At 42.9% G+C, this 20,924-nt stretch carries 14 protein-coding genes; 12 read left to right on the top strand and 2 right to left on the bottom strand.

The genetic code is table 11. The features are described 5' to 3' along the window. Positions 1-19 precede the first annotated feature (19 nt). Entirely contained in the window at positions 20-1,045 is a 1,026-nt protein-coding gene (gene tssG / locus ACFL9S_RS00470) for a type VI secretion system baseplate subunit TssG (RefSeq protein WP_405259652.1), read from the bottom strand. Between the two features lie 2 nt (positions 1,046-1,047). Then, the gene (tssF, locus tag ACFL9S_RS00465) at positions 1,048-2,946 is read right to left on the bottom strand and encodes a type VI secretion system baseplate subunit TssF (protein ID WP_405259651.1); all 1,899 of its coding nucleotides are present in this window, start codon (positions 2,944-2,946) and stop codon (positions 1,048-1,050) included. A 328-nt stretch (positions 2,947-3,274) separates the two neighbouring features. Here tssF and tssH point away from each other — a divergent pair, with 328 nt between their 5' ends. The 12 genes from tssH (at position 3,275) to tssM (ending at position 20,897) form a co-directional block, all read left to right on the top strand. After that, a complete protein-coding gene (tssH, locus tag ACFL9S_RS00460; protein WP_405259939.1) occupies positions 3,275-5,962 on the top strand; it encodes a type VI secretion system ATPase TssH in 2,688 nt (895 codons plus the stop codon). 68 nt (positions 5,963-6,030) lie between these two features. Further along, positions 6,031-6,606: a fimbrial protein gene (locus ACFL9S_RS00455; RefSeq protein ID WP_405259649.1), complete on the top strand. Its 576-nt coding sequence runs from the start codon at positions 6,031-6,033 to the stop codon at positions 6,604-6,606. Between the two features lie 142 nt (positions 6,607-6,748). After that, positions 6,749-7,498, top strand: a complete 750-nt coding sequence (locus ACFL9S_RS00450; RefSeq protein WP_405259648.1) for a fimbria/pilus periplasmic chaperone — start codon at positions 6,749-6,751, stop codon at positions 7,496-7,498. A 208-nt stretch (positions 7,499-7,706) separates the two neighbouring features. Continuing rightward, complete coding sequence (locus tag ACFL9S_RS00445; protein ID WP_405259937.1) at positions 7,707-10,175, top strand: fimbria/pilus outer membrane usher protein; 2,469 nt, start codon at positions 7,707-7,709, stop codon at positions 10,173-10,175. Further along, the gene (locus ACFL9S_RS00440; protein ID WP_405259647.1) at positions 10,163-10,762 is read left to right on the top strand and encodes a fimbrial protein; all 600 of its coding nucleotides are present in this window, start codon (positions 10,163-10,165) and stop codon (positions 10,760-10,762) included. The genes ACFL9S_RS00445 and ACFL9S_RS00440 overlap by 13 nt, the downstream gene beginning before the upstream one ends. Before the next feature lie 121 nt (positions 10,763-10,883). Continuing rightward, entirely contained in the window at positions 10,884-11,417 is a 534-nt protein-coding gene (tssB, locus tag ACFL9S_RS00435; protein ID WP_405259646.1) for a type VI secretion system contractile sheath small subunit, read from the top strand. Between the two features lie 17 nt (positions 11,418-11,434). Next, positions 11,435-12,934, top strand: coding sequence for a type VI secretion system contractile sheath large subunit (gene tssC / locus ACFL9S_RS00430; RefSeq protein WP_405259644.1), 1,500 nt, complete (start codon positions 11,435-11,437; stop codon positions 12,932-12,934). 133 nt (positions 12,935-13,067) lie between these two features. Next, positions 13,068-13,553, top strand: coding sequence for an Hcp family type VI secretion system effector (locus ACFL9S_RS00425; protein WP_405259642.1), 486 nt, complete (start codon positions 13,068-13,070; stop codon positions 13,551-13,553). Between the two features lie 261 nt (positions 13,554-13,814). Continuing rightward, complete coding sequence (tssJ, locus tag ACFL9S_RS00420) at positions 13,815-14,315, top strand: type VI secretion system lipoprotein TssJ (protein WP_405259640.1); 501 nt, start codon at positions 13,815-13,817, stop codon at positions 14,313-14,315. Next, a complete protein-coding gene (gene tssK, locus ACFL9S_RS00415; RefSeq protein ID WP_405259639.1) occupies positions 14,312-15,658 on the top strand; it encodes a type VI secretion system baseplate subunit TssK in 1,347 nt (448 codons plus the stop codon). Before tssJ ends, tssK begins: the two co-directional genes overlap by 4 nt. Beyond that, the gene (gene tssL, locus ACFL9S_RS00410; protein ID WP_405259638.1) at positions 15,658-17,022 is read left to right on the top strand and encodes a type VI secretion system protein TssL, long form; all 1,365 of its coding nucleotides are present in this window, start codon (positions 15,658-15,660) and stop codon (positions 17,020-17,022) included. The genes tssK and tssL overlap by 1 nt, the downstream gene beginning before the upstream one ends. An 11-nt stretch (positions 17,023-17,033) precedes the next feature. Further along, positions 17,034-20,897 (top strand): type VI secretion system membrane subunit TssM, encoded by a 3,864-nt coding sequence (gene tssM, locus ACFL9S_RS00405; RefSeq protein ID WP_405259637.1) that lies wholly within the window; start codon positions 17,034-17,036, stop codon positions 20,895-20,897. Positions 20,898-20,924 lie beyond the last annotated feature (27 nt).

Here is a 20,924-nt window from a genome sequence, read left to right as displayed (position 1 = left end):
CGAGATAAAAAATCAAAACTCAGGTGTGGCAGTAGATTTCCGGTTCAAAGCTCATGCCAGAAACCGGCTCTATGTTATCCAGTCTTTCGAGCCAGGTCGCATAGCCTAGCTGATGGGTACCATTTAACGTCGCATGAGGGACTTCTTCTGCAGCCAACACGAGCTGTATATCCCAGGCATACTCATAGCCAACGAAATTTTTCACCCACTCCTGTAAAACAGGAAGATCTTCACCCCAGGGACTGAACTGCATGTACTCTTCAAGGGTGAGAGGCCCCAAAATAAGCTTGAATTTGTGCTGACAATCTCTCACGGTATTACCAAGAATAGCCCCATCACCGAGCAGCATCGCACAGGTATCATCACCTAAAATAGTTTGGTCAGATTTATCCAGTCGTATCCACTGCTCCGCAAACTCCTCCATTTGCACCGGCACCTGAAAATAATAGTGTAAGGCGCCAATTATTCCTTCTGGATTACGAGATTCACGAATCAGATGTGAAGACGATGCCAATCTGGCATGTGGTGGCAAGTGAGAGTGTGCAAGTTCTTGTGCATCTATACCAATCAGGCTTCCGACATAAAATGAAAATCTCTCATCATATTGACGATCAAGTGATGCCGTATCCTGTGATAAAAACCACGCCCGATACAGCAATGACAATGACCGATGATGAAATATATTAATAAAATCAGTTAATGTATTATCGTAAGCCTCTGATCGAGAATAAGCCAACTCAGAAAAGTGGAGCGGCATCGCACCCTGAGGTCCCCATATTCCTAAACCAAATAGCTCAAGATTGACCTTACCATTCTCCATTGACATAGCCGATATTTCACGTGGAGCAAAAGCCATAGAGGCACACTGTCCAACACGGAAACATTCCTGGCTGGGAAGCGTTGCTCTGCCAATTGGCGGCATCTCACTCTTCTTTGCCGCTATTGCCCGCATTAAGCTGATGTAGCCCGCGTTCCAGGGTTCATCCTGTTTAAACCAGGCATCTAACCCTGGAACCAACGGTTGAATAGGCGAATTTTTTTTCATACTCACAGTGCTCCACGCCTTCCCGGCCGGGCTTCCCAGCGCGCAATTAACCCTCTTTGCATTGAGTGTAATTCTGTCTCAGTAAAGATATTTATCGCAGCATGGCGAGAAAGGTAGTTCTCCATGATAAGACCAAATAAGTAAGGGCTTATGCCCGAAAAACCTTCTTCATCTACCGTTAACATACAACGAACTCCCCGGCCGTAAACCAGCAGACCATCTCCAGGAATACGCCGGATAACGGGTTCACTTTTACATCCCACAAGGCTGTTAACCTGAGCAATTGACTCCTGATCCGCACCATTCAGGAAAAGACTTAACATATTACGCAGTGATTCCCCACCTAATCCATGATCCATATCGGAGAGAGGAAGGTAATTAAAACTTAGCTGACGGATTAATCGCCATGACGCTTCTCCCAAAGCGAATGCTGCACGGGGGGCGCTGGGTTGGCAAACAAAGGTTGCGCCATGAACGGGAACGGAGCCAGGCATCGTCAGATCAAAGCTACCGCTTGCCTTGATAAGGCGAGGAAGGTCCCGATTAGTCACCATCGCATCAATTGACAGATACCTGATATCATCGCTAAAAGGCGCTTCGTGCTGATCTACCAGGGAAACGAAAACTTCAGTGCTCACATAGGGGGTTCGTGTATCGTATTTCCTTGTGTTTCTATCCTTGACTCTCGCTTCTCTGCGCAGAGAAAAATAGCGGCCAAAGTTTCCATCATCGGAATGCCGGGTATGATACAGAGGTTTAAATATGACCTCGTTACTGCTTTCCGCTTTTTGCCCTAACAGTCGGTTCACTGAGAAAACTTCATAATCCAGGGGCCTGCTCCGATCGGGAACAACATGAAAACTATTCAGCGACCTGTTAATCTCTATTCTGTCGACTAACTTAGGAAAAAGATTAATAACTGACGTGCAGTGAAGCAAAAACCTGGACGCATCAATGTGACCGATTAAATCCTGCGGCAACTTGTCAAGTAAAATAATCAACTCAGCCTCATTAGAGTTATTTTTTTTAAGGCTCTCTGCAAGTTGATTTAACGTGAAGAAATAAAATCTCTGACGACAGGAAAAATACTCCTGGATGAGGTTATGCCCGTGAAACATATTCCACGAAAGCGGTAGAATACTTTGTTCAGGTTTTAGTCCCTCAAAGGTAAGCGGCTTCTCACTGACAACGACATCTTCTACCTTTTCATCACCTGGCTCTAAATTAGCATTACCTGATCGTACAATCATGGCAACATGGCTGGTATGCAATAACTCGAACACATGTGAGACGATCCTTTCATCACCATCGATGTAAAAAGGTAACTGGTCGAGCCCCTCTAACTGCGAGAATACTATCTCACCTTGTAATTTAAGCTTGATGCGCAAAGCACCCTTGAGCCGAGAATGTGATATACGATGTCGTTCCAAATTAGGGATATCAGGTGGAATGGAGGTAAGACGCGCCTCAGCAATTTCAATGGGCCAAAGCGTGAGATCCTGCCCGTTGCGGAATTCGCAGCGTGTCGCCTCACCGGGCAAAATTCGAGTGTGAAAAGCACTATTTTTGGGAACTAAATAACCCTGCATCAGGTCCCCCTCTTTCAGATTCGGCTGTAGTTGAACAACACCGATCGAGGGGGTAGGAGAGTTATAATTTGGATAGACGACATCCAATAATCGTTGAGTAAACTTAGGAAATTCTGCATCCAGTTTTATCTGCGTTCGTGCAGAAATAAAACAAAATGCCTCAATGAGTCTTTCAACATAAGGATCAGCGACATCTATGCCGTGCATCCCCAAGCGGCTGGCAATTTTAGGATGTTTCTCAGCAAACTCACGCGACATTTCTTTCATAAACGTAAGTTCCTGATTGTAATAATCAAGAAATTTATGGTCCACTGACATTTCTCACTAAATTTGTATAAACCATTCTTAATTTAGCGAATTGAATATTTTTTCGCTAGCGAGTTCCCATTAATGATAAAGAAGGAACCATTTAAGATCCCACCTCATTTATAGGTTCGTGAACCTAGCACAAAAAAAGAAAAACTAAACTACGTAAATTGTCCATAAAAATAAATTTAGGAATATAGGCCGATCAACATTCCTAAATTAAAAGTCAGGGTGCGGTTTATCTTTGGTTAGCCTCTTGAAGTTTAGTACCATTAGGGAACAGATGGAGTTAATTTCATCAACTTCTTCTTCATTAGGATCAAGGGATGAACCAGTGGCTATAACAAGAAAAAACCTATTTGGAAAGCTTAACAATTCTTTATTCAAAAGCATTGAAAGTGCGACCACCTTTTGTAAACTTCGCGGCAATCCATATGTCGAAATCCCCCATTGGCTCAACCAATTATGGCAGCAAGAAGACAGTGATCTGAAACATATTTTCAGGCATTTCGAACTCGATGCTGAAGCGCTGGAACGGAATCTTTCAGAAGCAATTATTCGATTACCCACGGGTGCCAGCACAATTTCTGATTTTTCATATCACATTGAGCTGACTATTGAACGCTCATGGATCTATGCAAGCCTGGAATGTTATGCCCAACGAATCAGAAGTGGTCATCTATTGATTGCAATGCTGACGACAATGGAGTTACGCCGGGTATTATCCGCTATCTCCCCGGTATTCGATAGTATTCCGCTTGATGTGTTAACTAAAGACTTTAACTACATTACGCGCTCATCTAATGAGGCAAATGAGTCTGAAGATGATATACAACATGATAGCGCCATGCCGGGGCAAGCCAGCAATGCTATCAATACGAATGAAAACTCAGCCTCTCTTGCGCAATACTCTACAGACCTTACGGCATTAGCACGTGAGGGGAAAATTGATCCTGTGTTAGGTCGCGACCATGAGATCAACACTATGGTTGATATTCTGCTACGCAGACGCCAAAACAACCCGCTATTAACCGGTGAAGCTGGCGTAGGTAAAACAGCCGTTGTAGAAGGATTAGCCCAGGCGATTGTCGCAGGCAACGTTCCCCCTTCACTTTCTCAGGTCCGCCTGCTGGCCCTTGATATCGTTGCCCTCTCTGCAGGTGCCAGCATGAAAGGAGAATTCGAAGCGCGCTTGAAAGCCGTGCTGGATGAAGCCATTGGATCACCTCAACCTGTTATTCTTTTTATCGATGAAGTCCATACCCTGATTGGTGCAGGTGGAAATGCTGGAACGGGTGATGCTGCCAACTTGCTTAAACCTGCTCTCGCCCGTGGCCAGCTTCGCACTATTGGTGCAACAACCTGGAGCGAGTTTAAGCGCCATATCGAGAAAGACCCTGCGTTGACGCGACGTTTCCAGGTGCTGCAAATCGAGGAGCCTGATGAAGAAACCGCTACGTCCATGCTACGTGGTCTGGTGCCGATGCTCGAGAAACATCATAAAGTTTGGATAATGGATGAAGCACTACAGGCTGCAGTACGCCTCTCTCATCGATATATCCCTGCACGTCAACTGCCAGATAAGGCCATCAGCTTGCTAGATACGGCGTGTGCACGTGTTGCAGTGATGCAATATGCCCCGCCAGCGGAACTATTGCTGAGAAACTTCCGGTCAAAGACAGCTCAAACTGAGTTATCTCTTGCAGAAAAAGCACTCGCCTTCGGTAAGGAACAACGCCACCGTATTGATGAGTTACAGTTGGATATAGCAAAGCATGAAGACCAAGCCCAGGCGTTATCATTACGTTGGGAACAGGAAAGGAAGCTGGTTGCTGACATCGTCGTAACCCGAGAAGAACTTGATGCAGTGATCCAACAGGAATCACCCTCGCCGGAAGACATTAGCACCCTTCAGAAGAAGCTGGCCTCACTGGAAAAATTTCTCGAAGAGAGCCGGCATGAACATCCACTTGTCCAGGCCGAGGTTAACGCCGAGGTAATCGCCAGTATTGTGGCCAACTGGACAGGCATCCCCGTCGGCCAGATGATGAAAGATGATATTCGAACAGTACTGGAGTTGCCGTCACGTCTTGAGGAAAGAGTAGCAGGTCAGACTTATGCTTTAGATTTGGTGAGCCAAAGTATTCAAGCCTCCCGTTCAGGTTTGGCTGACCCAGGAAAGCCGATTGGCGTGTTTATGCTTGTAGGCCCTTCAGGCGTAGGGAAAACAGAAACCGCGCTTGCACTCGCCGAACAATTGTATGGTGGTGAACAGAACCTTATCACCATCAATATGAGTGAATATCAAGAAGCCCACACCGTTTCCTCGCTGAAGGGTTCACCTCCAGGTTATGTTGGATACGGTGAAGGCGGTGTCTTAACAGAAGCCGTACGCCGGAAACCCTACAGCGTGGTATTGCTGGATGAAATTGAGAAAGCGCACCCAGATGTCCATGAACTATTTTTCCAGGTCTTTGACAAAGGTTGGATGGAGGATGGCGAAGGGCGTCACATCAATTTCAAGAACACAATTCTACTATTAACAAGCAATGCAGGCAGTGAAGTAATAAGTAGTGTTTATGCCGATATTGATACAGCCCCAGATGTCACTAACTTAAGAAAATTATTACAACCAGAATTACTGAAAACCTTCCCGGCGGCATTCTTAGGGCGTGTCAGTGTTGTTCCTTACTTGCCATTACAGCCCTCCACACTTGAGCATATTGTAAGAGTTCATTTAGATCGGATTGGGCAGCGTTTGCAGGAACAACATCAATCTTCACTTATTTATGATGACCAGTTAGTAGCATTTGTCGTAGACCAGTGCCCTGTTGCAGAAACGGGTGCGCGCATGTTAATTCGTTTCATTGAACAAAACATCATGCCAGAAATGGCTCGTAAGATATTGAGCAATGAGAATAGTCTTGATGGGAAATGCATAAATTTAAGCATCAGCGAAAAAAATGAAATAACTATACTTTTCTCAGAAAAGGAGAATTCACGAAAAGGCAAAACACCATAAAGTAACATAGCCGCTATTTTAATAGCAAAACACAATATTTATCGTTATTCATACATAGGTTATATATCATGGAAAAGATGAAGATTTTTGCAACCGTTCTCGCGCTAAGTCTTACCGCTTCTTATTCTTATGCAGCAGATCCCGTGGTCGGTCAGGGTAAAGTGACATTCAACGGTAAACTGATTGCTGAGACCTGTCAGCTTGATACTGGTATGGATAATATTATGGTTGCTCTGCCAACATTATCCACCCAGACGCTGGCAGAGGCGGGTACCGAGGCGGGCAGCACAAAGTTTGATATCAAAGTGATAAAGTGCGATCCATCTATTAAAAAGGTTGCTGCACACTTTGAAGCCATTGGCAGCACCGGGATGGATCCGACAACAGGCAACCTTGAAAATAAGGCCGTGACTGTAGGCGAAGACAAACCGGCAACGAATGTTCAAATCCGTCTGTATAACTCTGATTCAGCCACGGATCAGCTGGTGCTGGGCGATACTGGTGCATCGTTTGATATTACCCCTGGAGCAGGAACAGAAGGCGGGTCAGCAACGATGCGCTATTACGGTGGCTACTATGCGACTGATGCAACAACCGCAGGTCTGGTGACCGCTACCGCCATGTACACTCTGAGTTACCCATAACATCACCCGTAATTTTAGCATGCTGGGTTGTGGTGATTCGTTAATCGTGAATTAGGACTCGAGAGAGTCAGATAATGCAGAATGCAATACTTATCTGACTCCTCTATCGCATTCTTTCCTTTTTTATTAAGATGATAATGTAATGTTATATAAAGCAATCATAGCAGCCGTCATTACCATGACATTGTTAACCAACGCGATGGCCGCGATGACCATCGCCGGAACGCGTGTTATTTTCCCCGGCGATGAAAAAGAAGTCACTGTCAGGACGACGAATAAAGGAGGTAACCCTGCTTTAGTTCAGGTTTGGGTCGATGATGGGCATCTTGCTGCTGACGTCAACACAATGAAAGTCCCCTTCATTGTTACTCCCCCGGTGTATCGTGTAGAACCGGGTAAAGGACAAAGTCTGCGATTGATCTATAACAATATGGTCTTACCCCAAGACAGAGAGTCTGTTTTCTGGCTAAACATGCTGGAAATCCCCCCAGTCTATAAGGGACCGGTAAAAGATAGATTAGAACTGGCATTCAGAACAAGAATCAAAATATTTTACCGTCCTAAATCTTTAGATAAAAGTACGAGTAATCTGGGAGCAAAGGATCTAAAGTGGACAGTGTTAAAAGAAGAAAAAAAAGTCAAGGTAAAAAACCCGACTCCTTATTATTACTCTTTTGATAATATGACCCTATTTTCTGGGACACAGAAAATTAGTGTAAATGCAGAAATGGTCGCACCATTTTCATCTTCAGAGTTTGCTTTCACCAAAAAAAAACCACCGGCAAGTAATTTTTCCGGAGGTGAGTTTAGTTTACTAAATGATTACGGCGCAACTGTAGTTGGAAAACTTAAATCCACAGGGGATGAACTAATTCTTGAAAGTTTAAAATAGAAATCGCTCCACCTGAAGATTCTCATTGGAAAAAGGAGCTTACCAATTGAGTAATTTAATCTCAAAAAAACGCATAGAACAAAAAAAACCCAGGAGCGTAAAAACCTACATTTTCCGTGCGTCAAAATTACTCGCAGGTATATATTGCTCCGTTGCTCTTGCACAAGATGGTGGAGAGATAAAAGTATCGAATGATGTCGGTGAACCGATGAAAATTGATTATAACCCGATGTTTATTCATGGTTCCGTGGTAGATGTATCACGTTTTAGTGAAGGTAACAGAATTGATCCTGGTGTTTATAGCATTTTTATAATAATTAACAAAGATCGTCGTATTAAATATGACGTTACTTTTAAAAACCCTAAAGAGAACACCAATGCTCAGCCGTATTTTACGCTTCAAGATTTGAAAAACCTTGGAATAAAACTAAATGCAGACAGTAATAAACTGGTACAAACTGATGAACAACGAAAGGATATCAGCTTTACCTTGTCGAGCGTCATTAAAGATAGCTCGGTACACTACAACGCTGGTGATTATGAGTTAAACATAACAGTACCTCAAGTTAACTTAATTTATCGCCCAAGGGGGTATGTTGACCCCAGCACCTGGGATGCAGGCGTCCCAGCTATTTTTCTTGATTACAATGCAAATATGTACCGAAGTTATACCGGTTCAAAGTATGGCACAAGAAGTAATAATATTATCTACACAAGTAATGTTGGTATGCAGGCAGGATTCAATGCTAAAGGATGGCGTTTCAGAAAACGTCTGAACTTAGGCATGTCCAGCCGAGGTACTTCACACACGCAAAATTTATTTGGTTTTGCTCAAACTGATATTATTCATTTACAAAGCACTCTGACAGTGGGTGATAGTAATACCAGAGGTGATGTATTCGATAGTTATAATATTCGAGGAATTATTTTACAGTCAGATGAGCGCATGCTACCGGAGGGATTAAGAAACTATGTTCCTGTACTAAGGGGCGTGGCAGAAACCAACGCTAAAGTTACGATTACACAACGTGGGCAGACAGTGTATGAAACCGTGGTTCCGCCAGGCCCGTTTGAGCTCAGTGATGTTGGAGCAATGGGATACGGTGGTGACCTGCAAATGACGGTAACCGAAGCTGATGGTCGGATCAGAAGTCAAAGCATTCCATTTTCTGCCCCCCCTATGTTACTGCATCAGGGTGTCTCCTTCTTTAGTCTCAATGCAGGGGAACTCAGAGAAGATAGATTAAGAACCAAACCGAAAGTAATGCAGGGTGTATACCAGTACGGTATGGGCAATATGTATACACTGTATGGTGGCGGGCAGTTTGCAGAACATTTCTACTCAATGGCCTTGGGTAACGCATTCAACACGTCAATTGGTGGTTTCTCGATGGATGTTACACATGCAAAAAGCCAACTTTCTGAAAACAAAAACAAAGCGGGTAATAGCTTTCGAGTAGGCTTTAGTCGCTATCTAGAAACAACAAATACGGATCTCACTCTTGCTGCTTATAAATACTCAACGGCAGGATACTATTCTTTTAGAGAAGCGAGCCTGGAGCGATACGCTCACGGTGATAATCATGAATCAGACTATCGGGCTAAACAGCGTCTGACTCTGACTATTGGACAGCGTTTATGGAATGATGCATATCTTAACTTCACGGGTAGCATGTATAAATACTGGGACAATAGATCTGACTCCAGACAATACTCACTTACCTATAATAAATCTGAGAGGTACTTCTCTTACTCGCTTACGGCTATGCGAACGATGAACAGTAACCGTGAAAATGAGAACACTTATATGTTGTCTTTCAACATCCCATTTGGCAGAAGTAGCAGCAGCCGTCAGCCAGTCTTTAGCTCAATCTATACCACTCTGACGCACGATGAAGGGAGAGGAACGTCACTCCAGGCTAATGCCAATGGTAGTCAGGGTGAAATGAATGAACTGAACTATGGGATAGGGACAACAACAACGAAAAATCATCACGAGGGTACTGAGGAAACAGTCTCTGGTAATATTTTCTATCGCTCCCCGATGGGAAACCTCGGCATGACAGCGTCGGCTGATAATAAATCAACCAACCAGGTGTCTTTATCCGCCAACGGTAGTCTGGTAGGCCATGAGGGCGGCATCACTGCAGGCCCACCTCTGGGTGATTCTCCGTTTGCCATTATCAGTGCGCCTGGAGGGAAAGGTGCGAAAATATTAAATGGCTATGGCTCAAAAATAAACGCATCAGGATATGCTATTCAGCCTTCTTTAACTGCATATCGGGAAAATAGAATTTCTATCGACACTCGGGGACTACCTGCCACTGTTGATGTTTTAGAAAGTGAAGTCACGGTCGTACCGCGAGCAGGCTCAGCCGTTCTGGTTAATATGAAGACAATTACGGGGACTCCTTACATACTGATTGTTAAGCGGTCTGACGATAGTTATCTCCCAATAGGCACAGAGCTTTTCGATGAAAAAGGCATAAGCCAGGGGGTTATTGGTCAGGGCGGAATGGCATTTATTCGAGGCTGGGATCCAACGGTAAATATTCTTAATGCAAAATGGGATGAAGATAGAAGTCAGTGTCGCATCCTGCCAAATAAAAATTGGGTCTCACCATCAGATAACGAAAACAATCAGATTATTACTGTAGAGGTAAAATGCATAATGTGAAAAATATTTTTCCTTGCGTGAGAAAAAAATTACATTCAGGGATAGTACTTCTCACTATAGCCGTACTAATGGTGAGTCAAAGTAATATTTCTGCAGAAGAGTGCAAATATTGCAGTATCGATGTTTCATTTACAGGAACTTACAATGATGAAACATGCGAAGTGATTATTAATGGTAAAGGGAACACAGAGACCATCGAATTACCAGAGATATCGACTCAAAGTCTTAAGGAAGCAGGAAGCGAAGCAGGCAGCACAACATTCGTTATTGGTCTTAAAAACTGCCCGACCGATAGAAATATAAAATTAAAATTTGTAAGTAATGTAGAAAAAAGTGACACATCAACTGGAAACTTATTGAACACTTCAGGTGATGGTTATAGCAAAAACACACAAATAAGACTCAGAAAAGATGATGGAACACAAATTGGCATTGATGACCTGACTAGCGCCCAGAACTACTACATCCCTGAATCGGGAAATATAGTTACTCATGACTATACCGCAAGCTATTATTCAAGCGGCATTTCAGGCGCAACCTCTGGCTTAGTAAAAACCACGGCTGGAATTGAAATAAATTACAAATAAATAACCAAAAAAGCACCAATACATGTCAAAAAATATCACTTTACAACCAAGTGAATTATAGATAAATATCTTGCTCTAATATTTATCTATTGCTCATGGAACATTATAAAAAGGAGTAGTAATGGCGATCAATAAAAGCAGTGCGCAGAAATTTATTGCAAGGAACCGGGCACCTCGCGTCCAGATTGAATATGATGTTGAAATTTATGGAACTGAAAAGAAAATCGAACTGCCTTTTGTAATGGGCGTGCTGGCTGATTTGTCTGGAACCCCTTTAGAACCACTCCCAGCAGTTGTTGACAGGAAATTCCTTAGTATTGACATCGATAACTTCGATGAACGAATGAAGGCGATGAAGCCTCGGGTTGCGTTTGCTGTACCTAATACGTTAACCGGAGAAGGTATGTTAATGATCGATATGACCTTCGAAAGCATTCACGATTTCTCGCCTGATGCTATTGCAACTAAAGTTGACTCTTTATCTCAGCTGTTGGAGGCAAGAACCCAGCTGGCTAATTTACAAACCTATATGGATGGTAAAGCTGGAGCCGAGAGTCTGGTCACTCAAGTGCTTAAGGATAAAGCTTTACTTAATGCGCTGGCCAGTGAAGCAAGACCTACCCCGTCAGATACTAATGCTTCTGAGAACGACTGAATATTTTAGAGGGAACTATGTCAACTCAAACTGTAAAAACCGAAAAACCCGTTGTAGCGGCAACTTCCTATAGCGACTTTAACGCTCTTTTAACAAAAGAGTTTAAGCCTAAATCTGAACAGGCTAAATCTGCGGTTGCATCTGCAGTTAAAACACTGGCAGAACAAGCGCTGGCAAACTCTCTGACAATCGCTGATGACGCATACAAAAATATTGCTGTTTACATCGCTGAAATTGACAGAAAGCTTTCTGAGCAAATTAATTTGATTCTGCATCATGAGAAGTTCAAATCATTAGAAAGCGCGTGGCGGGGACTGCATTATCTTGTCAACAATACCGAAACCGATGAAAAGCTAAAACTCCGTTTCATGGATATCTCAAAAAATGAGTTGAGACGGAACCTGAAGAGATATAAGGGGATCGCCTGGGATCAGAGTCCTCTGTTCAAACAGATCTATGAAGAGGAATATGGTCAGCTGGGTGGTGAACCCTATGGCTGTCTGGTGGCGGACTACTATTTTGACCATACGGCTCCTGATGTGGATATGCTCGCATCTATTGCTAAGATCTCTGCGTCTGCTCACGCTCCCTTCATCACCGGTGCGGCCCCGTCAGTATTGCAAATGGAGTCATGGCAAGAGCTGGCCAACCCACGTGATTTAACGAAGATCTTTACGCAAAACCTGGAGTACGCTGCATGGAACTCACTGCGTAATTCTGAAGACTCTCGTTACATCGGTCTGGCGATGCCACGCTTCCTCTCACGCCTGCCTTATGGAATTCGAACCAATCCGGTAGATGCTTTTGACTTTGAGGAAACAACTGATGGTGCCGACCACAGTAAATATACATGGTCTAACGCTGCTTATGCGATGGCCGTCAATATTAACCGTTCATTCAAACACTACGGCTGGTGCACGCTAATTCGTGGTGTTGAGAGTGGCGGTGTCGTGGAAGATCTTCCTTGCCATACTTTCCCTACTGATGATGGCGGCATTGATATGAAATGCCCTACGGAGATTGCAATTTCCGACCGCAGAGAATCTGAGCTGGCGAAAAATGGTTTCATCCCATTAATTCACCGAAAAAATACAGATTATGCGGCTTTTATCGGCGCTCAATCTTTGCAGAAACCGGCTGAATACTACGATCCGGATGCTACGGCTAACGCCAACCTGTCGGCACGTCTTCCTTATATGTTTGCCTGCTCTCGTTTCGCGCATTACCTCAAATGTATTGTGCGTGACAAAATTGGCACCTTCAAAGAACGCGACGATATGCAGAGCTGGTTGAACGACTGGATAATGAACTACGTAGATGGCGATCCAAATAACTCATCAATCGACACTAAAGCACGCCGTCCTTTAGCAGCAGCAGAAGTGGTTGTCGAAGATATTGAAGGTAATCCAGGTTTCTATCAGGCCAAATTCTTCCTGCGTCCTCATTTCCAGCTTGAAGGGTTGACTGTATCTTTACGTATGGTTGCTAAACTGCCTTCACTTAAAAATTCTAACTGATAGAACCTGGACTCATTTAATTTAGTTTTATCAAGTAAACCTCAATAGGAATAACAATTAAACTTTCCTAAAGTAGGTCATGTAGTTGTCGCACTCGTTGTGACTTTTTATCACATAGAAAAAAGGAATTATCATGTCACAAGATATGTTTATCAAAATCGATGGTATCGATGGTGAGTCTCCAGATGCTGTTCATAAAAATGAAATTCAAGTTCTGAAGTGGAAATGGGACGTGAGCCAACATTCGAACATGCACAGTGGTTCAGGTGGTGGTTCAGGGAAGGCAAGCGTTAATGATTTTTGCTTTGAACACTATACTGACAAAGCCAGCCCTAACCTGCTGAATTACTGTCTGACGGGTAAGCACATCAAAAATATTCAATTCGTTGTGCGTAAAGCGGGTGGTAACCCTCTTGAGTATTTAACGATTAGATTTACCGATGTCATTATTACTTTAGTTGAAATGGCAGGTTCTGTCGACGATGAATCTCGCCCACGTGAAACCGTGAAATTCTCATTCTCGAAAATGACACAAGACTACATCATGCAGAATGCAGAAGGACAAAAATCCGGTGTTATTTCTGCTACTTATGATGTCAAAGCTAACCAGCACGGTTAACATTTTATTAAGATATAACTTACTACTTGTACAGTAGTAAGCATATCCTTTCCTTTTAAGAATACTGTCCAGGAAATTACGTGGAGTTCCTGGACATTTCGAATTCACGATTAGTTTAAACTGGTTAGAAAAACTCGTTATCATGTGAGCAAGAATAGTCCTGAACCTTAACTTTTATGCCGCATAGTTTTCTTTTACTGTGTTTTAAAAAATAGATTTTTTATGATGAAAAAATGGTTGAAAACGTCCACAAAATGCTACGTGTCACTTGTTATTGCACTTTTTTTTATATCAACTTTGACATCATGCAGTTTGTTTTCGGGGAAAAAAAATCCGCAAAGCATAAAAGTTACGTTGTTAGCATCGAGTGATATCAACCCTAACATTGAGAGCAAACCAGCTCCTCTGGGCATTTACATTTATGAATTAAAAACACCTGATACATTTGATAATAGTGATTATTATTCAATTATTAAAAACACCAATAATGAATTTTCACAACAGTCGAGCAAGTTATATCAAGCTATTCTTCTGCCTGGTGAAAAACGACATATTGAGATTAGTCCCGAAAAATCAAGTGTCGCTCTGGGAGTTGTCGCTACGTTTCGGGATATTAATCACGCGGACTGGAACAAAACAATCATGTTTCCAGCTGTTAAGCCTGTCCCTTGGTGGAAGTTGATGCACTCAGAAGAAAAATACATTCTGAGTATTGACTTTAGTAAAACTTCAATCTCAAAAATAAAATGGATTAAGATGTGAGAACGAATAAAGTCGTCTGGAGCGAAGGACTGTTTCTGCGTCCCCAATTATTTCAACAACAAGAGCGCTATTTAGAATATTTTGTACATAAACGCACAGCGACTCTGAATACGTTTTTTTGGGGGTTTTCCCAATATGATATTGATAAAGAAGCACTGGCTTATGGAAAACTGGTTCTGAGATCGGGAGGTGGGGTTCTGCCTGATGGAACACCATTCGATATTCCTGAGCATGCCGAGATCCCTGAACCACTGACAATCAGTCCAGAACATTTAGGAAAAATGATCTATCTTGCCGTGCCGTTACGCCTGGAAAATAGTGACGAGACGGTCTTTGATAAAAACAGCCAGAGTTCACTCGCGCGCTTTGTGGCTTATGAAACTAGCCTTAATGATACCAATGCGATTAGACAAGGTGCCAAACCGGTTCAATTAAGTCGGCTACGCATGCGTCTGGTACCTGAAACGGAAATGACAGAGTCGTGGCTTGGCTTACCATTAACCAAAATCAGGGCAATACAACCGGATGGCAGTGTATTGCTGCACTCAGAAGACCATATTCCGCCGGTCACTGCCTATGCCGCTAATATACTGTTGACAGAATGGTTAACGCATCTTAATGGACTGGTTAAAATGCGAGCAGAAATGTTAGCAACGCGTCTGTCCGCCAGTGATGGAAAGGCGAGTGCCGGCGCTGAAGTTGTTGACTATTTACTACTGCAAATTTTCAATAAATATGAACCACTTCTCGACCATATCAGGCATATTCCTGAGCTTCCTCCGATCATGATATATCAAGAGTTGGCAAAATTTTCGGGTGAATTATCCACATTTGTGCGGACAACGACGCGCCGCCCGATAGCAGCACCAGGATACGATCATGCCCGGCTTTATGAATCAATTAGACCCTTAGTCGACGAAGTCAATTATCTCCTCAATCAGATACTGGTTCGGGCAGGACAAATGATCCCGTTACTGCCGAAAGGGAATGGTGTCTGGTCAGCATCAATGTTGCCTGCAGAATTACACTCATTCTCAAACCTTGTGCTTGCCGTCCATGCACAACTCTCCATGGATGTGTTACAGCAGCAATTTACTTCTCAGACAAAAATTAGTGCGCCGCAGCAATTGCATGAGTTGGTTAGATCGCATTTACCAGGGCTCGTCCTGCAAGCCCTACCGGTTCCTCCACGGCAGATCCCTTACAGTTCGGGTTATGTCTATTTCGATCTGCTCAAAAGTGGACCGTTCTGGGAAAAAATATCTGCTACAGGAGCGATTGCGATACACGTAGCCGGTGACTTCCCTGGACTAAAAATGGAACTTTGGGGAGTTAGGAACTAATGAGCGAAAGACAGGATCGTGGTCTTGAGGCTGAAGATATCCCACCAGAAGAGCTGACATCTCAGGCGCTCGGCAGATTTCTGCCGGATGAGCACAGCATTTCCATTGATCATCGTATTAAGGAAAGTAACGAGGATGAAGAAATTGAGCGATTTCTGCATAGCGAGAAAACCTATTTAAACGAAACATCGCTAAGAAGTGAGAGTGTCCAGCAGCGGCTGGTAAATATCAGACAGGCTGAAAACCCACTACTGGAAGCTAGCCAGTATTTGCTTCGCGCATTAAGTGAAATGCCTGAACATGTTGACTCGACTGAACATGTTGAAGTGCTTAAAAGAAGCATAAAAAATGAAATCAACCTCTTCGTCATTGTTTGTGATGAGATTGATGTCTCTTGGAAAAAAATGGCCATCGTGCGCTACTGCCTGTGTACCGCACTGGACGAAGCTGCACATGAAAAAGCCTGGGCACAACGTTCCGGCTGGTCGCAGAGTAACTTACTCAACCACTTCGAAGGCGATAATGACGGGGGCAACAAATTTTTCCTGTTGGTTGGTCGTCTCTCTATGAATCCTCATGAATATGCAGACGTGCTTGAGGTACTTTTGCGTATTCTAGGCCTTGGGTTTGAAGGGCGTTACAGTATTATTGAAGATGGTGACCGACAACTCACAAAAATAAGACAGCGGTTACTGACCATTATTCAAAGTACCAAAGACACAACTTCAACGACCTTATCGCCACACGGTTTGGTTAGTCGTGGAAAGCTGAAACGTGAGAAGTTAATCATTCCTGTACGCATAACATTCCTGCTATGTGGAATTTTAATTGCTTCAACTTTCTTATGGTACAAATATTGGTTATCGGTCAACCAGAGTATTATTGAGCATAAAATGCTCGCAATGCAGAGACTCAACGTGGAAAAACCTGAGGCGAAGAAACTCAGGCTCGCTTATTTGTTAAGAAATGAAATAGCGAAGGGTTTAGTCAGTGTTGACGAGACAAAAGAGCAAAGTAAAGTCGTATTCAAGGGTGATTCGATATTCGAAAGTGGTGCAACATCAGTAAAACCTGACATGGATTATGTTATGAACCGGGTTGCTAAAGAGGTACAAAGAGTGAATGGCAGTGTGCTTATTATTGGGCATACTGACGCAACGCCGATTCACAAACCAGGCATTGAAAACAACACTATCCTTTCAGAATTACGGGCTAAAGCCGTGGAAAAATTACTTGTTAACACCGGCTTACCTGAAAATAAAATACATACTCAAGGCGTAGGCGATACTCAGCCAGTGAGTAGTAATAGTAAACCCGAAGGTCGTGCGCAAAACAGGCGCGTAGAATTCTTCGTTACTTATTGATGAGATTAGCAATGTCTTTAATTAATAGATTATTTTCTACCCGTGTAACAAAAATCATGCTGACAGTGGCATGTTTCATTTTATTGGTGCTATTTATTTGGTATTTAGGACCATTTTTTGGATTTGGTGAAACACGGCCATTGGAAAGTGTCGAACCGCGTATTATCTTGATCGTTATTTCACTATTTTGCATGGTAGGAATAGGGTTAAGACTCCCTGTCATAATCATGGCATTACTGGTGCTTAGTTGTGCAGTCTGGATAATGGGCCCGTACATTTTAATGGGGAAATCCTACCCACTTAATAGCGTAAATAGTAGAGTAATTGTAATCGGTTGCATACTAACAATAGCTATTTTTTATGGTATTTGGAAACTCATTATTGCACTGAAGAGAAATCCAAAATTTTTAGATAAATTCATTAAAGATGAAGAAGTAAAGGAAGATTACAATCAGGCTGAAATTTTTGCAATTATTCGCAATGCGAATAATTATATTAAAAAAATCAGCAAAAGCACGTCAAAGTTTAAGCAATTTTTCATGCCAGAGAAGTTTCTTAGCGATCTGCCCTGGTATATGGTCATTGGAACGGAAAATGCAGGTAAAACATCCTCAGTGCTGTCCTCTGGACAGAGTTTCCCAGACCCAGAACAGCTGAAAAAGATTGCCAGAAAGACGATAGCAACAACCAATTGTGAATGTTGGTTTTCTAATGATGCTCTATTTTTAGATACTGCCGGTAAATATGTTAGCCAGGCGGATGAAAATAATAATGAATGGAGTAACATCTTAAACGGCATCAGGAAGTACCGCTCAATAAAAGCCATCAATGGGGTTATTATCAATATTGCTGCTTCTGATGTTATGGGACGTAGCAAGGCTGAATTGTACGACCTGTCAGCTAAAATCAGAGCAAGACTCGATGATACACGCAAGGTTCTTGGCATACATTTCCCAGTCTATGTACTGGTATCAAAAATAGATCAACTCTCTGGTTTTTCAGAGTATTTCAGGATTTTAACAGAGCAGGAACGTGAGCAGATTTGGGGCGTGACCTTCCCTTATGGCGAAGAAATGAAAATGCCTGCATCTGACCTACGTGAGCGTGTTGATGCGGAGTTAGTTCTGCTGGAAAATCGTATCGAAGAGAAGATGACATTACGCCAGCAGGAAGAACTGAACCTTGGCGATAGAAAAAGAATGTACAGCTTCCCTCAGGATTTCCGTGTTCTATCAAAGGAAATATCTGACATGCTGCAAAATATATTCTTCACATCAAGATATGATGAAAGTAAAGGGTTTACCAGTCTGCGCGGATTATATTTCGTCAGCAATAACCAACCAGCCGATGTTTATCTGTTAAATAACAGAACGTTAATGAATAAGTGGGATAATTTTGTACACAAACGATCCGTCAAGGCGGTTGAGTCTGTCGCAAGAAAATATAATGCTGCTGATTTCTTAGTCACTGAAAATGCTTATGGTCGCCATTATTTTCTCAAGATGTTATTTTCAGAGATCATCGTTAAAGATGCCCATCTGGTGCGCCATAATTTAAGTGCCGAATCGAAGTACCGATTCCAAAACATATTGATACATTGCTCATGTATTTTATTAACCGTATGGTTAATAAATGGCTTTTACCATAGCTATCATAATAACGACGGATACCTCAACACTGTCCGTGATAAAGTGTTCACCTTAGAAGGGAAAGTTAAAGAGTTTGAAAAAGACAACAACCAAGAATTAATACCTACATTACTGTCCATGGCACAGTACATGCCTGAATACAATGATTTGGACGTTGAACACCCACCATTAAACTTCAGATTCGGTCAATATGTGGGTTGGAATATAACGTCAAATTCAAGCTCATTATACCACTATTTTTTACAAAAACTGCTCTTCCCAAATGTGCAAAATGAGGCACAGGATAAGCTTCAAAATGCTCTTCTTGCTGATGATAATAGCGAAATATATACAGCATTAAAGGCGTATCTGATGCTCAATGGGAAAGGAAAATTCGATAAGAAATTCCTTATTGATACGATAACTAAGGCCTGGGATGATTCTGGCAAGATATTACCCTACGCTGATAAAGAAATTTTCATTGCTCATTTAGATAACTTGTTTGACTTGCCAGACTGGCACCATTATTCACAACCAATCGATACTGATCTGGTTGCACAGGCAAGGAATGTGCTGGGTCGCATTTCACTTAGTGACCGTCTTTATGATCGCATTAAGTTGATTATGCAGGATGATGCCCCGGAAAACCTGACTCTGGATAAAATGACCGAGGGTAAAGCCAACCAAATTTTCACCCTGGATGAACCCGATCATACTGCAACCAGTATTCCCGGGCTGTTTACCTATGTCGGTTATCATCAGGTTTTTAAAAAAAAAATCACCGCCCTTGTTACCCGTCTTAATGATGAAGATGGCTGGGTTATGGAAAGCAAACATAACACCTCGCTAGCAGAGTTCAGCTCGACCAGAATGCATGCAGAATTGGGGTTACTAGGATCTGCGATGCTGGCAAACGCTAAACGTATTGATCCTATAAAGCAAAAAATTATGCAGCGTTACTACGATGAATATACTCAACGGTGGAGCCGATTTCTCAGCGAGATCGGCCTGAACTCAAATCGTTCACAAAGCGGAGATGGTCAGCTAGCGCTCTCCTTTGATATTTATTTACTGCGTACCATCGTTTCGTCAGATTCACCGTTGGTTAATCTTGCGCAAAGAGCTGTTGAGGAAACCACACTGTCAGCTTTACAGAACGAAGAACTGATAGATAGTCGGTCTTCTAATACACGGCTGCTACAAAACGTGAACAAAGCAAATCAGTTGCTGGCATCTCTTGAGAAAAAACGGTTATGGGAAGGCGTCGATAGTCACTTCTCTACCCTGCGTGAGTTTGTGACTGGCTCTACACGCCCTAATGAAAAGGCTGGCAGCAGCACCATGACCGGCAGTCGGTTAAGAAATATCATGGGTGTTCTCCATGACCAGTACACGCTATTTGTTCTTTCTGATAATGCGCTTAAAAACGGTAATATGCCGACGCTTTCAGATGCAGGCCTTAAGATCAGCGCAGAATCACAAACCTGGCCTGATCCACTTAAGAATATTATTGAACCGCTTCTGAATGGTGCTAATAAAAAGGTTAACCTCCTGGTTATTTCTGAAAGTAATAAAAAGATAGAAGCGGACTTGGGTGAAGTCTGTAGAAACACTCTTGAGGGACGCTATCCTTTCGTCAGGAGTCCTGAAGAAGTACGTATTCGTGATTTTGAGCATTTCTTCGCACCTGGTGGTCTGGCAGATATTTTCTTCAAGACCAATCTGGCTGATAAGGTGAATACATCCGTTAAGCCCTGGCGTTATAAAAGTGACAATGGTGAAAATGGCTCTACCACACTGGAGACGTTCGAACAGGCTCAGGACATACGCAACACCTTCTTCCAGAACGGTGAAAGTAAACAGATGTCGCTTAACTTTTCGATCGCTGTGCCCTATATGGCGCCAACCATTACGCAGCTTAGTATGAACTTCGATGGGACGACGATGGATTACTCACATGGACCTGTTGCCCCGGAAACGTTTACCTGGCCGGGCAGTCGGGCTGGATCAATGGTCAGTATGACCGCTCAGCCAAGAACGGCTGATCAATCCTCTGGTCTGGCTTTCACTGGACCCTGGGCTCTTTTCCACTGGATGGACAGCGTGATAAAAATCGAAAATTCTTCAGCTGCGAACCCTGTTCTGGTGTTCTCTTTAAGCCACCGGCGCGCAAATATTGAAGCATCAGGCCTCACCTATGATGACCAATTAATTACGCGTCTATTGCGGGACTTCCGGTGTCCATGATGACCCTGGGTCGGTTTGATTTTCATA

Source organism: Erwinia sp. AnSW2-5 (genome assembly GCF_045107195.1).
Taxonomy (GTDB): domain Bacteria; phylum Pseudomonadota; class Gammaproteobacteria; order Enterobacterales; family Enterobacteriaceae; genus Erwinia.
The sequence above is the reverse complement of the archived record's forward strand: the minus strand, read 5'-3'. Positions and strand labels throughout refer to the sequence as shown.

Coding starts and splice junctions, on each gene's coding strand:
- tssG (WP_405259652.1), bottom strand. CDS start 1,045: ATGAAAAAAAATTCGCCTATTCAACCGTTGGTTCCAGGGTTAGATGCC.
- ACFL9S_RS00455 (WP_405259649.1), top strand. CDS start 6,031: ATGGAAAAGATGAAGATTTTTGCAACCGTTCTCGCGCTAAGTCTTACC.
- ACFL9S_RS00450 (WP_405259648.1), top strand. CDS start 6,749: ATGTTATATAAAGCAATCATAGCAGCCGTCATTACCATGACATTGTTA.
- ACFL9S_RS00445 (WP_405259937.1), top strand. CDS start 7,707: ATGAAAATTGATTATAACCCGATGTTTATTCATGGTTCCGTGGTAGAT.
- ACFL9S_RS00440 (WP_405259647.1), top strand. CDS start 10,163: ATGCATAATGTGAAAAATATTTTTCCTTGCGTGAGAAAAAAATTACAT.
- tssB (WP_405259646.1), top strand. CDS start 10,884: ATGGCGATCAATAAAAGCAGTGCGCAGAAATTTATTGCAAGGAACCGG.
- tssC (WP_405259644.1), top strand. CDS start 11,435: ATGTCAACTCAAACTGTAAAAACCGAAAAACCCGTTGTAGCGGCAACT.
- ACFL9S_RS00425 (WP_405259642.1), top strand. CDS start 13,068: ATGTCACAAGATATGTTTATCAAAATCGATGGTATCGATGGTGAGTCT.
- tssL (WP_405259638.1), top strand. CDS start 15,658: ATGAGCGAAAGACAGGATCGTGGTCTTGAGGCTGAAGATATCCCACCA.
- tssM (WP_405259637.1), top strand. CDS start 17,034: ATGTCTTTAATTAATAGATTATTTTCTACCCGTGTAACAAAAATCATG.